At 62.5% G+C, this 14175-nt stretch carries 10 protein-coding genes, 1 tRNA gene and 2 pseudogenes; 6 read left to right on the top strand and 7 right to left on the bottom strand.

The window, feature by feature from the left end; all coding sequences use genetic code 11:
- Window positions 1-13: 13 nt before the first annotated feature.
- Both ccoO and ccoN read right to left on the bottom strand, forming a co-directional pair.
- Entirely contained in the window at window positions 14-745 is a 732-nt protein-coding gene (gene ccoO, locus HB777_16165; GenBank protein ID QND65280.1) for a cytochrome-c oxidase, cbb3-type subunit II, read from the bottom strand.
- 11 nt (window positions 746-756) lie between these two features.
- Window positions 757-2367, bottom strand: coding sequence for a cytochrome-c oxidase, cbb3-type subunit I (gene ccoN / locus HB777_16160; GenBank protein QND65279.1), 1611 nt, complete (start codon window positions 2365-2367; stop codon window positions 757-759).
- A 251-nt stretch (window positions 2368-2618) separates the two neighbouring features.
- On the opposite strand from ccoN, the pseudogene HB777_16155 reads away from it, so the two are divergent.
- Window positions 2619-3036 (top strand): annotated as a pseudogene (locus tag HB777_16155) (hemerythrin domain-containing protein).
- 10 nt (window positions 3037-3046) lie between these two features.
- Here the strand turns inward: HB777_16155 and HB777_16150 are convergent.
- Window positions 3047-3775: a Crp/Fnr family transcriptional regulator gene (locus HB777_16150; protein ID QND68789.1), complete on the bottom strand. Its 729-nt coding sequence runs from the start codon at window positions 3773-3775 to the stop codon at window positions 3047-3049.
- Window positions 3776-3932: 157 nt separating this feature from the next.
- On the opposite strand from HB777_16150, the pseudogene hemN reads away from it, so the two are divergent.
- Window positions 3933-5283 (top strand): annotated as a pseudogene (gene hemN / locus HB777_16145) (oxygen-independent coproporphyrinogen III oxidase).
- A 9-nt stretch (window positions 5284-5292) separates the two neighbouring features.
- Here hemN and HB777_16140 read toward each other — a convergent pair.
- The 3 genes from HB777_16140 to HB777_16130 form a co-directional block, all read right to left on the bottom strand.
- Complete coding sequence (locus HB777_16140; GenBank protein ID QND65278.1) at window positions 5293-5577, bottom strand: two pore domain potassium channel family protein; 285 nt, start codon at window positions 5575-5577, stop codon at window positions 5293-5295.
- 366 nt (window positions 5578-5943) lie between these two features.
- Window positions 5944-6017 (bottom strand) — tRNA-Gln (locus tag HB777_16135).
- A 177-nt stretch (window positions 6018-6194) separates the two neighbouring features.
- Window positions 6195-7127, bottom strand: a complete 933-nt coding sequence (locus HB777_16130) for a UPF0104 family protein (protein QND65277.1) — start codon at window positions 7125-7127, stop codon at window positions 6195-6197.
- A 382-nt stretch (window positions 7128-7509) separates the two neighbouring features.
- Between HB777_16130 and HB777_16125 the strand changes: the two genes are divergently transcribed.
- Both HB777_16125 and HB777_16120 read left to right on the top strand, forming a co-directional pair.
- The gene (locus HB777_16125) at window positions 7510-8868 is read left to right on the top strand and encodes a Ppx/GppA family phosphatase (protein ID QND65276.1); all 1359 of its coding nucleotides are present in this window, start codon (window positions 7510-7512) and stop codon (window positions 8866-8868) included.
- Between the two features lie 227 nt (window positions 8869-9095).
- Window positions 9096-9893 carry an RlmE family RNA methyltransferase gene (locus HB777_16120; protein QND65275.1) on the top strand — a complete coding sequence of 266 codons (798 nt, stop codon included), beginning with the start codon at window positions 9096-9098 and terminating at the stop codon, window positions 9891-9893.
- A gap of 76 nt (window positions 9894-9969) precedes the next feature.
- Here the strand turns inward: HB777_16120 and HB777_16115 are convergent, their stop codons facing one another.
- Window positions 9970-11391: an MFS transporter gene (locus HB777_16115; GenBank protein ID QND65274.1), complete on the bottom strand. Its 1422-nt coding sequence runs from the start codon at window positions 11389-11391 to the stop codon at window positions 9970-9972.
- A 257-nt stretch (window positions 11392-11648) separates the two neighbouring features.
- On the opposite strand from HB777_16115, the gene HB777_16110 reads away from it, so the two are divergent.
- Together HB777_16110 and guaB are read left to right on the top strand one after the other, a co-directional pair.
- On the top strand, window positions 11649-12524 hold the full coding sequence (locus tag HB777_16110; GenBank protein ID QND65273.1) for an alpha/beta hydrolase: 876 nt from the start codon (window positions 11649-11651) through the stop codon (window positions 12522-12524).
- Between the two features lie 135 nt (window positions 12525-12659).
- Window positions 12660-14162 (top strand): IMP dehydrogenase, encoded by a 1503-nt coding sequence (guaB, locus tag HB777_16105; protein QND65272.1) that lies wholly within the window; start codon window positions 12660-12662, stop codon window positions 14160-14162.
- The last annotated feature ends 13 nt before the right edge of the window (window positions 14163-14175 follow it).

Here is a 14175-nt window from a genome sequence, read left to right as displayed (position 1 = left end):
GGATAAAACTCCCTCAGCGGTAGCCGGCGGCTTCGTCGTAGTTCTTGAAATCGACCAGCGTACCGAGCATCTGGAGATAGGCGACGAGGGCATCCATTTCGGTGACCTGTTGCGGGTTGCCGTCGAAGTCGCCGATCTTGGCTTTGGGGTAGCGGGCTTCGAGGCCGGATGTATCGGCGTTGGGATCGGCTTGCGCCATCAGGTCGACATTGGCGTGGGCGATCATGTCATCGTTGTAGGGGACACCGACACGCCTGTTGGCAACCAGATGCGTCGAGAAGTCCTTCACCTCGATCGGCGTGTCTTTGAGGAACGCGTAGCTCGGCATGATCGATTCCGGCACCACCGAACGCGGATCCGCGAGATGCTCGACATGCCACACGTTCGAGTAGCGGTCGCCAACCCTGGCGAGGTCCGGCCCGGTACGCTTCGATCCCCACTGGAAAGGATGATCGTACATCGACTCGGCGGCCAGGCTGTAGTGACCGTAGCGCTCGACTTCGTCGCGGAACGGCCTGATCATCTGGCTGTGGCAGAGGTAGCAGCCCTCGCGCACATAGATGTTGCGCCCGACAAGTTCGAGCGGCGAATAGGGGCGCATGCCTTCCACCTTCTCGATCGTGTTGTCGAGATAGAAGAGCGGTGCGATCTCGACGATGCCGCCGACGGTCACCACAAGAAGAGAGCCGACGAGAAGAAGCGTGGCGTTCTTCTCAATGAGTGCGTGTTTGTCCATCAAGCCCATTGTCTGGCTCCTTATTCGGCAGGCTGAAGGGCGGGAACAGAGCCCGGCATCGGCTCCTCCTCGCGCTGGTATCCGAGGATGGTCATGGCGATGTTCCAGGCCATGATCAGGGCGCCGGAGAGATACATCGCCCCGCCAATGGCGCGCATGACATAGTAGGGATGCATGGCGGCCACGGTTTCGGCGAAGGAATAGACCAGGAAGCCCTGCTCGTCGTATTCACGCCACATCAGGCCCTGCATGACGCCGGAAACCCACATGACGGCGGCGTAGACGACGATCCCCAGTGTCGCCAGCCAGAAGTGCCAGGTGACGAGCCTCAGCGAGTAGAGCCGCTCCCGGTTCCAGAGCTTCGGCACCATGAAGTAGATCGCGCCGAACGAGATCATGCCGACCCAGCCGAGCGCACCGGAGTGCACGTGGCCAATGGTCCAGTCGGTGTAATGCGACAGCGAGTTGACCGTCTTGATCGACATCATCGGACCTTCGAAGGTCGACATGCCGTAGAACGCGATCGCCATCACCATCATGCGGATGATGGGGTCTGTGCGCAGCTTGTCCCAGGCGCCGGACAGCGTCATCAGGCCGTTGATCATGCCGCCCCATGACGGCATCCACAGCATGATCGAGAACACCATGCCGAGCGTCTGCGCCCAATCGGGCAGGGCGGTGTAGTGCAGGTGATGCGGCCCGGCCCAGATGTAGAGAAAGATGATCGCCCAGAAATGGATGATCGACAGCCGATAGGAATAGACCGGCCGGTTCGCCTGCTTGGGCACGAAGTAATACATCATGCCGAGGAAGCCGGCAGTGAGGAAGAAGCCGACGGCGTTGTGGCCATACCACCATTGCGTCAGGGCGTCCTGGACCCCGGAAAAGGCGGAGTAACTCTTTGAGCCCAGGAACGAGGCCGGCATCGACAGGTTGTTGATCACATGCAGCATCGCGATGGTCACGATGAAGGAGAGGTAAAACCAGTTGGCGACGTAGATGTGCGGTTCCTTGCGCTTGAAGATCGTGCCGAGGAACAGGATGAGATAGGCGACCCAGACGATGGTCAGCCAGATGTCCACGTACCATTCGGGTTCGGCGTATTCCCGGCTCTCGGTGATGCCGAGCAGATAGCCGGTCGCGGCCATGACGATGAAAAGCTGGTAACCCCAGAATACGAACCAGGCGAGATCGCCGCCGAACAAGCGCGCGCGGCAGGTGCGCTGCACGACGTACAATGACGTGCAAAGCAACGCGTTGCCGCCGAATGCGAAGACCACTCCGGACGTATGCAGCGGCCGCAAACGGCCGAAGTTGAACCAGGGCTGGATGTTGAGATCGGGGTAGGCAAGCTGCAGCGCGATGACCACGCCGACAAGCATGCCGACGACACCCCAGAACATGGTGGCGATGGCGCCGTAGCGGATTGGACCATCCATGTAAGCGGATGGGTCAATCGGAGCGGCCACCTCGAAATTCGTGTTGCGGATGAGGATGGCGACAAAACCAAGCAACACAAAAAACAGCACCCACATATGCTGTCGAAATGGCTGGTCCACGCCGAAGCCCGCGGCTACCAGGGCTGCAAATGTGAACAGGCCCAAAGCGAAGATTTGTGTGCCGAACTTCATGAGATATCCCCGACCTCGGATTCCGATGCGCGGACGCCAATCCGCGCAGACACCAATTCAGCAGTCGCGTCGTCGCCGCCTTGATCCATGTCAAAGCTCAGCCCTTTCTGATTGGGCAGCGTGGTCCTGCAAACGAACGGAGGCCGCCATTGAGCCGGAAGAAAGGGCTGGGATCGTCGCTGCCAGAAGCAGGCGATGAAAATCCCGCACCAACCGATCGATCCAACAGGGAAGCGGTCCCAGCCGCGGTGATGAAGCGCGCGCACAGGGAAAAGCTGCAACTCTGCGACGCCCTGGAAAGAGATCGCGGACGCCTTGCCCAGCGTCGATCGTCTGAAGTGTCTCGGCGCGGCTAACGCGATCGTTCCGCTGCTGCGCAACATTCATCAATACGAAGAGACGGTCATCTTTCCCGCTTACGAGGACGCCGTGGTCGGCAGCAATGCGAGCCTTGCCTCAACCCGGCGATTGCGGGTCGAACATATGGAAGATGAATGCTTCGCCGGCGAGGTAACCGAAATTCTGCTGGCCATCGGTCATGGCGAGACGGTCGAGAATCCCGAAGCCATCGGTTTCATGTTGCGCGGCCTGTTCGAGAATCTGCGCCGGCACATCGCGTTTGAACGCGAGCATGTCCTGCCGATGATCGGGATCGTCGACCGGGACTAGGCGTCGGAGATCAGGCGCCGGAGCGGCTCGCCAACCGGGCAAGGCTGTCCACAGTCACATGGCGGTTGTTGTCGATCCGGATCACGCCGTCTGTCCGCAGCCGGGTCAACTGGCGGCTCACCGTCTCGATTGTCAGGCCGAGGAAGTCGGCGATGTCGGCACGTGTGAGCGGCAGCTCGAAGCTCGTCGCGTTGGTGTTTGGATCGAGCGTGGGATCGATGTTTCTGGCAATCATCAGCAGAAAGCTCGCCACTTTTTCGGCGGCGGTCTTGCGTCCCAGCGTGACCATCCAGTCGCGTGCGTCGTCGAGTTCGTTCAGCGTCTGCTTGAGCAGGCGGTGCTCGAGCTCCGGCGACTCCCTCATCATCCTTTCGACGGACGCCCTTGGAAATGAACACAAGGAGACGGCCGTTGCCGCTTCCGCGTTGATCGCGCTTTCCACCTTGAACGGCCGTCCCAGAAAATCGGGAGCAAACTGAAGGCCGACGATCTGCTGGCGCCCGTCCGAAAGGCTTTTCGTCAGCTTCACCACGCCGGAAAGCACGTTGGAATAGCTGTCGACGGTTTCGGCGTCGCCAATCAGTTCTACCCCCGGTTCAATGGTGTGCTTTGACGAGGTCCTGGCGAGCCCGACCAATTGATCGGGATCGAGCGCGCCGCAGACACCATGGTGGCGCGCTTCGCATGATTGGCAAAGCACGGGAATGCCGGCGCTATGAACATCCTGACGCACTGTCATCACGATCGTCCGAGGATCCAGAGTATCGGTAAGATAAGCATCGGCCATTGAAAAAGCCTTGTGGCAGTTTGTCCGGTGCAAAGGCTTTGACCGAAATCAAGGTATCGGCGTGCCATTGCGGTCATTTTCCTGGCCATGCAACCACGGGGATGGCGACATGCGACCGGAACTAGCTGCCAGACTTGGCGAGAACGTGCCGCGCTACACGAGCTATCCGACCGCGCCGCATTTCCATCCGGGGGGTCGATGCCACTGTCTGTCGAGGCTGGCTGGAGGCGCTCGAGAACGGCGATGAGATTTCACTCTATCTGCATATTCCCTACTGCGACAGACTCTGCTGGTTCTGTGCCTGCCACACCAAGCAGACACGTCACTATGAGCCGGTAACTGCCTATCTCCGCTCGTTGCACGCGGAGATCGCCACCATTGCCCGTATTGTCGACGGCAAGGCTGGCGTGCGCGCCGTCCACTTCGGTGGCGGCTCTCCGACGATGCTGAAGCCCGAGGACATGGTGGTGCTGGGGAAAGCATTGCGGGCCAGCTTCGATTTCCTTCCGGACGCCAAGATCAGCGTCGAAATCGATCCCAATGATATGGACGACGCCCGCCTCGATGCGCTTGCCGAGATCGGGATGACCCGGGCGAGCCTCGGAGTCCAGGATTTTGACCTGAAGGTGCAAAAGGCAATCAACCGCGAGCAAAGTTTTTTGCAGACCAAAGCGGTCGTGGACGGCGTTCGTTCGCGCGGCGTCGAATCGGTCAATCTGGACCTGCTCTACGGCTTGCCGCACCAGACCAGGGAGAGCATCTCCTCTACCGTCGCGCAGGCACTGACCCTGGAACCGGATCGGATGGCATTGTTTGGCTACGCGCATGTGCCGTGGTTCAAGAAGCATCAGACGATGATCGACGAGGCATGGTTGCCGGGTCCGGCAGAGCGGTTTGCTCAGTCGCAACTGGCCGCGTGTCTTATGCTGAACGCGGGGTATGAGCCCGTCGGCTTCGACCATTTCGCCAAGCCCAACGATGCGTTGGCCGTAGCGGCCCGAACCGGCTGCTTGCGCCGGAATTTTCAAGGCTACACCGAGGATCGCTGCGAAACCTTGATCGGCCTCGGCCCATCATCCATCAGTCAATTTCGCCAAGGCTATGCGCAGAACATGCCGTCGACCGCGGAGTATGGACGCATGGTCTCAGACGGTGGGCTGGCGGCTGTCCGCGGTATCGCGTTTTCCGATGATGACCGCGCTCGCGGCTGGATCATCGAGCGGCTGATGTGCGACTTCGGCTTCTCGGCGATCGAACTGGTGGAGCGCTTTGGCGAAGTTGGCCAAAGACTTCTGATGAAAGCAAGTTCCACGGCTCTTCACGATCCTGCGCGGTTGCTTGAACTCGACAGTGACCGCTTCGTCGTGCCGGCGGAAAGTCGGCCCTTTGTCAGGAGCATCGCGGCAAAGTTCGACAAGTATTTTGAAACGGGCAAGGCCAGGCATTCGGTGGCGGTCTGAGCATCGCCATCAGAAATGCTCGCCGGCCTTGAATGGACCGATGCGCGTTCCGGCAGCGATCAGATAGGCGGTCGACCAGCCGATGAGCAGAAACCCGTTTACGCCCTCGAGCGCCGCCAGGACACGCCACGCATGAGCGGGCACGATGTCGCCGTAGCCGACCGTCGAAAAGGTGATGGTCGAAAAATAGAGTGCAGTCTCGAAGTCGGCGAAGATATCGAGCAACCGGTATAGCCCTGCCCACAGGACCGTCAGACTTATGACGATGGTACCGATGAGCAGATTGAGGACCATGCGCGGAACCTAGCCATCCAGAGGCCTTCCACCTGGAGCAGCAGCGCATTGAGCCGCCGCCCTACCAGTGACGCCTTCTTACGGTCGGAGAGCCTAAGGCTCAGTGAAAGCCGCGCGTTCCTAGTCGAGGCGGCAAGCCCCGCCGGGATGCGTGCCCGCCAGTAGAAGATCGGCCCCCTGAGGACGAGGTTTTCGACCTCATGCCTGCGCAGTCCCATCCGCCCTTGCTCCGCTGGTCCAGGGCGGATGGACACCAGCCCTGGACATCAGTTGTGGGCACCACTTGGGCAAGGCCGATTCGGCATGGAACGGCGGCGTTCCCGGAGGACCGGAATTTGGCGGATTTCAAGGATTTCTGAGAGCGGTTGGCTGGGGAACCTGGATTCGAACCAGGACTAACGGAGTCAGAGTCCGTGGGTCTACCGTTAACCTATTCCCCAGCAGGCACAGTCATGGACCGTGCGGGCCGAGCGGGCAAGCCGCTTGAGCGCTGCCTTGTAGCCGCCAGCGGAAAATAGTCAAGCCTGCTTTGCAGTTCAATCGCTACGTTTCGTCAGTCGGTTTCGGGCACGACGTTGCAGGCGGAGTCCGCGAACTCCGAGTTCAATCCTGCGCCCTCAACCCTCCGTCCGGCTGAACTGCGACCGCTCGAAGAACAGCACCACCCCCAGACCCAGAATCAGCGGGATGATCAGGTAGAACAGCCGGAACACCAGCAGCGCTGCCAGCACGCCAACCGGGTCCATGTCGGACAGGCCGGCGAGGAACACCACTTCGAACACGCCGAGCCCGCCCGGCGCATGCGAGATCTGCGCGATCGAGAAGGAGACGAGGAAGACGCCCAGCACGACGAAATAACCGGGATTGTGGGCTTCGGGCAGGGCAAAGAAGATGATCGCGGCGGCCGCCAGCAGTTCGATCGGGCCAATCAGCAATTGCCGTGCGACGATCGGCAGCGCCGGATAGTGCAGCTGGAAGCTGGCGATCTTCAGCGGGCGCAGGTGCAGCCAGCTACCGAATATGTAGGCGGCGACGAGGATCAGCATGGCGATGCCCGCCGCTTCCGACAGGCCGTGGTGGGCGATGCCGGAAAACCGGTCGAGTATCTGCGGCTCGAAGACCAGAACGAGCCCCGAGGCGAGAATCGTCGACAGCACGAAGGTGATCCAGCAGACCGCCACCAGCACGCCGACATCCTGTCCGGTCAGACCCCTGGTGCCGTAGGCGCGGTATCGGATGACGGCGCCGGAAAACACCGAGCCGCCGATGTTGTGCGACAGCGCATAGGTGGTGAAGGAGCAGAGCGTGACGAACAGCCACGACACGCGCTTGCCGATGTGCAAGAGCGCGATGTGGTCGTAGCCGGCGAGCGAGGCATAGGCGATGACCGAACTCACAGCCGCGAGAATCCAGCCGCGTGTCGGTATGGCTGATATGCCGTCCCAGACATCGTCGAGCGAAATGCCGCGCAATTCGTGCCAGAGCAGCAGCAGTGAGAAGATCACCGCCGCGATGCCGACGACCGGCCAGAAATAGCGTCTCCAGTTCATTGCCTGACTGCCATGCGTTGCGGGTCCGCTTCCTTTTCTGTTGGTGATGGGAGGAGACCGGTCGCGCCGGATTCTTCCGCACATTTCAGAAATGCCTCATCGAAGCCGGCTATTCAACCGCGAAGGTTTTTCGCGGTGGCAACCGGCAGGATTTGTCCGTGCTGCAAGCTGAAAGGGAGCCGGCAGGGGGTGCGCGTACCAATCCAGGCTTGCGGATACATTACGCAATGCTGCCGGAACGGTGGTTTGCTGGCCCAGCCGGCAAAATTCGGCACGCGGCTCTTGGTGATCGGGCGCGGCACTGTTAGTCTGGCGGCAACTTAAAACACTGAAGCGCCTGCTGCGTCCGTCATCGGTTCGCGCGGCGCCGGAAGGAACGACAGTGGAAGACCACGACACCGGCGCCGGCGCGCCGGAGGTGGGCGTGTCCAGCGCTTCCCATAGGTCAACCGGCCCGGGAGCCGCCAGCTGGCAGCAACGCCGCCCGATGGAGCCCCGCTCCGCAGACGGGCAGGCGGGCGACGCGCCCCAGAAGGGCAAGCCCAAGAAGCGGCGCAAGCGAAGGCGCGGGCGCAAGGTTTTTGCGCGCGACGAAGCGCGTCCCGCGGAGAATCGATCGCCGGCGCCAGGCAAAACCGGTGCCCCGGTGATGGAAGCGCACAGGCCGACGGAATCGGTTGCCTCGCCCGCCACTGTAGTGGCACGGCCCGAACAGGGCGCCCGTCGGCCGCCCGTTCACGAGCTGCCCGTGTTTGCGGCGCTTGACCTCGGCACCAACAATTGCCGGCTGCTGGTTGCGGTTCCGACGCGGCATGGCCAGTTTCGCGTCATCGACGCCTTTTCGCGCATCGTGCGGCTGGGCGAGGGGCTCACCGCCAATGGCCGGCTCGGCCAGCCGGCAATGGACCGCGCGGTCGAGGCGCTGAAGATCTGTGGCGACAAGCTGCGCAACCGCAAGATCCGAAAAGCCCGGCTGATCGCCACCGAAGCCTGCCGCACCGCCGACAACGGTGTCGAGTTCCTCGACCGCGTCGAGCGCGAGGCCGGCCTGAAGCTCGAGATCATCGATCGCCAGACCGAAGCGCGGCTGGCGGTTTCCGGCTGCGGCTCGCTGGTCGAGCGCGACACGCAAGGCGTCGTCCTGTTCGACATTGGCGGCGGCTCCTCCGAGATCGCGCTGATCGACCTCGCCGGCCGCCGCTCGCCCCGGCTCGCCAACCATATCGTGTCGTGGACGTCGCTGCCGGTCGGCGTCGTCTCGCTGGCCGAGCGCTTCGGCGGCCGTACGGTGACGCGCGAGATCTTTGCCGCCATGGTCGACGACGTCGCCGGCCGGCTGGCCAATTTCGACGGTCGCGACCGGCTGAGCCATCTCAAGGCCAGCCCGAATTTCCACCTGCTTGGCACGTCCGGAACGGTGACGACGCTGGCCGGTGTTCACCTCGACCTCGAGCGCTACGACCGCCGCCGTGTCGACGGGCTGTGGATGGACCGCGACAGCGTCGACCGCATGGTCGAAAAACTGGTCGGCTGGGATTTCCAGCAGCGCTGCGCCAACCCTTGCATCGGTGCCGATCGCGCCGATCTGGTGCTGGCCGGCTGTGCTATCCTCGAAGCGATCCGCGCCGTATGGCCGTCGGAGCGGCTGCGCGTCGCCGATCGTGGCCTGCGCGAAGGCATATTGAGCGAGCTGATGGCCGAAGACGGCGTCTGGCGCAACGATGGGCGTGGCCGAGCATGAATGGTCGACCCCCACTCCGTCGAGCTGCGCTCGACACCTCTCCCCGATCGACGGGGGAGAGGAAAGGCGCGAACTTATGCCGGCTGGCACCCTTCCTCTCCCTCCGGAGGGGGAGAGGTGGCGCTGCGAAGCAGCGACGGAGTGGGGGAAGCCGTTCATGAAACGGGCAGACGTCGAACAAAGACCACAACTCGGCGAGCGAGAAAACTCGGACCAGAAATCGGGCAATGACCAAGAAACCGGAAAAACCAGGATCCGCCAGCATTCGCGTGCTGAAGACGCGGATCAAGAAGAAGAGCGGGCTGAAGGAATCGTCGCGCCGCTGGCTGCAACGCCACATCAACGATCCCTATGTCCAGCGCTCCAAGGCTGACGGCTATCGCTCGCGCGCGGCCTACAAGCTGATCGAGATCGACGACAAGCACCATCTCCTCAAGCCCGGCATGAAGGTGATCGACCTCGGTGCGGCTCCCGGCGGCTGGTGCCAGGTTGCAGCTGCGCGCACGAAATCGACGGCCGACAAGCCGCACGTCATCGGCATCGATTATCTCGAGATGGACGCCGTGCCCGGCGCGCCGGTGCTGTTGATGGATTTCCTCGATCCGCTGGCGCCGCAAAAGCTGGCCGAGGCGCTGGGTGGCGATCCGGATATCGTGCTGTCCGACATGGCGGCCCCCACAACCGGTCACAAGCGGACCGACCACATCCGCACCATGCATCTGTGTGAGGTGGCGGCCGATTTCGCGCTGTCGGTGCTGAAGCCGGGCGGGCATTTCCTCGCCAAGACTTTTCAAGGCGGCGCCGAAAACGAGTTGCTCTCCATGCTCAAGCGCAACTTCCGCTCGGTCCATCATGTCAAGCCGCCGGCGTCGCGGGATGAATCGGTGGAGCTTTATCTCTTGGCCAAGGATTTCAAGGGGCGAGAGGCCGGTCCGCCGTCAGGCGGATCGGAACGTCCAGTGGACGTTCCGAAGGCCTCGAGCGCCCGGAGCGACAGCGAAGGGCAAGGGGGCTCCGAAGACTGATTGGCTCTCGCCGGCAGCCGCTAGGCCCAAAGGCGAATCGGAACGTGCAGAGGGCGAGCCCGAAGCGTGAGCCGCATCAATTGCCTGGCGGGCTTACCGCTTCCAACGTCTTGGGCGTGGTCAATCGACCATGTCCGGAGACAGCGTTGCCGGCATCTGGCGCCAGCCGCATGAACGACAGCGACGCGGCGGCGGAAATCACCGCGACGACGAAGAACGCGGTGTGGAAATCCGCCAGCGTCAGTGACCTGTCGTTCAGGCTCGTGGACACCTCCAGAATGCCGCCGGCCACCGCCACGCCAAGTGCGATCGACAGCTGCTGGAAGACGGCGGTAATCGGCGTTGCTTTGCTTGTGTCTTCAGCTGAAACCTCGGCGTAGGCGAGCGCATTGACGCCGGTGAAGAACATCGAGCGGATGAAGCCGCCGACGAGCAGCATGGCCAGCATCAAGAGATAGGGTGTGTCGGGCGTGAACAGGCCGTTGATGGCGATCGAGGCCGCGGCGACCAGCGAACCGACGACCAGCACGCGGCGGAAGCCGGCGACGCGGAAGATCAGTGCGGTGACGAATTTCATGCCGATGGCGCCGATCGCCGAGACGAAGGTGATCATGCCGGACTGGAACGGCGTCAGCCCAAAGCCGATCTGGAACATCAGCGGCAGCAGGAACGGCACGGCGCCAATGCCGATGCGGAACAGCCCGCCGCCAAGCACCGAGGAGCGGAACACCTGGTTGCGGAACAGTTCGAGCGCCAGCAGCGGGTTTTTGGCGTGGCGCGCATGCAGCAGATAGAGCGCGCCCGACACGAGGCCAACCGCTACGGTGACGACACCGACGATTGGCGGCAGATAGGGCAAGCTGACCACTGACAGGCCGAACACCACGCCGGATGCCGCCAATCCGCTCAGCACGAAGCCGATGAAATCAAGTGGTGGGGTCTGCGCGGGTTCGGTCTCCGGCAGGAAACGTGTCGCCAGCCAGATGCCGATCAGACCGATCGGCACATTGATCAGGAAAATCCAGTGCCAGGTGAAATAGGTGGTGATGAAGCCGCCGACGGGCGGACCGACCAATGGCCCGACCAGAGCCGGAACCGTCAGCCAGGACATCGCCGCGACGAGTTCGCTTTTCGGTGTCGCGCGCACCAGCACCAGCCGCCCAACCGGCGTCATCATGGCGCCGCCAATGCCTTGCAGGAAGCGCGATACCACGAATGCAGGCAGCGAACCGGAGAGCGCGCAGGCGATCGAGCCGACGATGAAGACGGCGATCGCGGCGCGAAAGACGTTCTTGGCGCCGAAGCGGTCGGCCATCCAGCCGCTGATCGGAATGAAGATGGCCAGCGACACCAGATAGGCGGTCAGCGCCAGCTTGAGCGCGATCGGGCTGGTGTGGATGTCGACGGCGATCGCCGGCAGCGATGTCGCGATAACGGTCGAATCCATGTTTTCCATGAAGAGAGCGACCGCCAGGATCAGCGGAATGGTGCGATTCACGAGCGCGTCCGGATGTTGGTTTGCGGCGCTGATTGGTTTGCCGGCCCTGGAGGCGAAACCGGCAGGAAAGGCGGTTATCACCCCTTGGCCGCGCTGTCGTGTTAATTTCCTGTCACGTTTGTGCGATCGGCCGGGTCGAATCCGTCGGTGTTGTTCGTGGCGGTCGATGCTCTCATGGCGGCATGTCCGCCCGCTTCACGGTAGTGTCTCGGTTTGATTCTACGTTTCGCCGTCAGACCGCCATTGGGGATCGGCATATGGAAGACTTGCAAGCGGCCATCACGGGCTCCGTGCGGTCCAGGGACGGCACCACCATCGGCTATCGGCAAATGGGCAGCGGCCCCGGTCTCGTTCTCCTGCATGGCGCGATGCAGAGTTCACATAATTTCACGGACTTGGCGGCGGCACTTTCCGACACGTTCAGCGTCTACATTCCCGATCGGCGGGGCCGCGGCCTGAGCGGACCGCACGGCGACGGCTATGCACTGCAAAAGGAGGTCGAAGATCTGGACGCATTGCTTGGCGCTACCGACAGCATCAATGTCTTTGGCCTGAGTTCAGGCGCCATCATCACCCTTGCCGCAGCACTTGCCGTGCCGTCCTTGCGCAGGATCGCGCTCTTTGAGCCGCCGCTGGACGTCGGCAACGTCCCGTCTCCGCAAGATTGGGTGCCCGGCTACGAGAAGGACCTGGCGAGAGGCGACCTGGCGTCCGCGATGGTCACCGCCATGAAAGGCACCGATCCGTCACTGTTCACCGCGCTGCCGCGCCTCATCCTGGTCCCGCTCATCAGGCTTGGGTTGCGAGCCAAGCCTGATGGGAGGGACAACGGCAAGGTGCCGCTGGACGTTCTCATTCGTTCGGTCCATTTCGACGCTTGCCTCGTCGCGGAGACCGTGGGCATGCTTGAGAGGTTCAAGGCCGTCAACGCCGACGTGCTGCTGCTCGGCGGCACCAGAAGCGTATCCTATCTGCCGGCAGCGCTTGACGCATTGCAGGGCGTATTGCCGACCGTGAAGCGGCGCGTCGCATTCCAGGGACTTGGCCATTTGGCAGCCGACAATGATGGCCAACCGAAGCGTGTCGCAAATGAGTTGCGCAACTTTTTCCTGGGGGCGTCGGTTTCAGGCTGAGACAATATCTGCCTCACCATCGGCTTTTCATCGGCGCCGGGACGTGGTACCAGCCAGCGCCAATCCTGAAAGGGAAGAAACGAGTCGGCGCTGTCCATTCCGGTCCAGCGCTTTTTTGTATTCCGAGGGCTGGCCATGGCAAAAATCATCGAAACGTCCACCGGCGCATTGGCGCTGACCTTTGACGACGTGCTGCTGCAGCCGGGTCATTCCGAGGTCATGCCTGGCGAAACCGATGTCCGCACCCGCATCGCCGGTGATATTGACCTCAATGTGCCGATTCTCTCGGCGGCGATGGACACCGTCACCGAGGCGCGGCTTGCCATCGCCATGGCCCAGGCCGGCGGCATTGGCGTCATCCACCGCAATTTCTCGCCGGCCGAACAGGCCGAGCAGGTGCGGCAGGTCAAGAAATTCGGATCCGGCATGGTGGTCAATCCCGTTACCATCGGTCCCGATGCGACGCTCGCCGACGCGCTGGGCCTGATGCGCAGCTACTCGATCTCGGGCATTCCCGTGGTCGAGAACGGCGGCAGCGGCGGCCACAAGATCGGACGGCTGATCGGCATCCTGACCAATCGCGACGTGCGCTTCGCGTCCGATCCGGCGCAGAAGGTCCATGAACTGATGACCCGTGACAACCTGATCACGGTCAAGGAGAACGTCGACCAGGACGAGGCTAAGCGGCTTCTGCATCAGCACCGTATTGAAAAGCTGGTGGTCGTCGACATCAGGGGCAATTGCGTCGGGCTGATCACCGTCAAGGACATCGAGAAGTCGCAGCTCAACCCGCACGCCAGCAAGGACTCGCAGGGTCGCTTGCGCGCCGCCGCCGCCACCAGCGTCGGCGATGACGGTTTCGAGCGCGCCGAACGCCTCATCGATGCCGGTGTCGACCTTCTGGTGATCGATACGGCGCATGGCCACTCGCAGCGCGTGCTGGACGCCGTCACGCGCGCCAAGAAGCTCTCCAACTCGGTTCGCATCCTGGCCGGCAACGTCGCCACCGCCGCGGGCACGCAGGCGCTGATCGACGCCGGGGCCGACGCCGTCAAGGTCGGCATTGGTCCGGGTTCCATCTGCACCACCCGCATCGTTGCCGGCGTCGGCGTGCCGCAACTCTCGGCCATCATGTCGGCGGTCGAAACAGCGCACAAATCAGGCGTCTCGGTGATTGCCGACGGCGGCATCAAATATTCCGGCGATCTCGCCAAGGCGCTCGCCGCCGGCGCAAGTGCCGCCATGATCGGCTCGCTGCTGGCCGGAACCGACGAAAGCCCGGGCGAGGTCTATCTGCACCAGGGCCGCTCCTTCAAGGCGTATCGCGGCATGGGCTCGGTCGGCGCCATGGCCCGCGGCTCCGCCGATCGCTACTTCCAGGCCGAGGTGCGCGACACGCTGAAACTAGTCCCGGAAGGCATCGAAGGGCAGGTTCCCTACAAAGGACCTGTGTCTGGCGTGCTGCACCAGCTTGCAGGCGGGCTGAAAGCCGCTATGGGTTATGTTGGTGGCCGCGACCTTGCCGATTTCCGCGAACGCGCCACCTTTGTACGCATATCCAATGCCGGACTTCGTGAAAGCCACGCCCATGACGTCACGATTACCCGCGAAAGCCCGAATTATCCCGGTGGAGCCTGACCAATACGGGCTC

Source organism: Mesorhizobium loti, from assembly GCA_014189435.1.
In the GTDB taxonomy this organism is placed as follows: Bacteria; Pseudomonadota; Alphaproteobacteria; order Rhizobiales; family Rhizobiaceae; genus Mesorhizobium; species Mesorhizobium loti_G.
The sequence above is the reverse complement of the archived record's forward strand: the minus strand, read 5'-3'. Positions and strand labels throughout refer to the sequence as shown.